The organism is Oceanivirga salmonicida, assembly GCF_001517915.1.
Classification (GTDB): Bacteria; Fusobacteriota; Fusobacteriia; order Fusobacteriales; family Leptotrichiaceae; genus Oceanivirga; species Oceanivirga salmonicida.
Map to the genome: position 1 here is coordinate 14,364 of NZ_LOQI01000040.1, position 316 is coordinate 14,679.

1 protein-coding gene is annotated in these 316 nt (G+C 23.7%); it reads right to left on the reverse strand.

What is annotated here, in order from left to right:
- The coding region (locus AWT72_RS10085) for a DNA adenine methylase (protein WP_306765428.1) at nucleotides 1-173 on the reverse strand (173 nt) is incomplete at its 3' end.
- Nucleotides 174-316 lie beyond the last annotated feature (143 nt).

Genomic DNA, 316 nt, shown 5'->3' on the forward strand with positions numbered 1-316 from the left:
TCATAATTTGATAGTATATCAAAAAGAACAGCACCACCACCAATAAATGGCTCACAGTACTTATTTATTTTAGTTCCAAGTCCAATAGGGTATAATTTTCTAATATCATCAAGTAGAGCTGATTTTCCACCTGCCCATTTTATGAATGGTGAGACTGAAACATTATCTATGATTTTAGAATATTTTTATGAAAATCATAATTCAGTAAATTTAATTTTTTTGAAAAATAAAGTAAAAAAAATAGTTAATTTAGAAAAACAAAAAATATTATGCTATAAAATCTATTTAGAATATGCCGATATATTGTTTTTATTAA